General features: G+C 71.0%; 1 protein-coding gene. It reads right to left on the bottom strand.

The genetic code is table 11. The annotated features are described in order from the left end of the window. Positions 1–525, bottom strand: a 525-nt coding sequence (locus RCG67_RS17275; RefSeq protein WP_368828044.1) for a DedA family protein, incomplete at its 3' end; no start/stop codon positions are given. Positions 526–551: the final 26 nt, after the last annotated feature.

Here is a 551-nt window from a genome sequence, read left to right on the forward strand (position 1 = left end):
GGGCAGGTAGGACAGCACCTGCTCGGCACGGACCAGGGAGTCCCCCAGCAGGTAACCGATCAGCACCACGGTCGGCGCCCAGCTCACCGCCCCCAGAACGTTGGCCAGCAGGAACTTCCGCCGCGGCATCCCGATCATCCCCGCCACCGGAGGCACCAGGGCCCGCACCACGGTGATCCACCGGGCAGCGAAGACCGCCCCCACCCCGCGCCGGCTCACCAGATCCAGGGCCTTCTCCCACCGCGACGGACCGATCAGCCGCCCCAGGGCCTTCTCCCGCAACCGGGGGCCGAAGCACCGGCCGATGAGGTAGCCCACCTGATTTCCGGCCACCGCTGCCACCACAGCCGCCGGGAGGAGCACGGCCATCGAGAGGCCGCCGGCCCCGGCCAGCAGCCCGGCCATCAGCAGAGCCGTCTCCCCGGGCAGGAACAACCCCAGGAACACCGCCGACTCCAGGAACACCAGCATGAGGACCAGCGCGTACACCGGCCACCCGCTCAGCTCGAACAGCCACTCCACCACGACATCCACCTGCTCGTGCCTCACCT

The organism is Kocuria cellulosilytica (assembly GCF_040981245.1).
Taxonomy (GTDB): Bacteria; Actinomycetota; Actinomycetes; order Actinomycetales; family Micrococcaceae; genus Kocuria; species Kocuria cellulosilytica.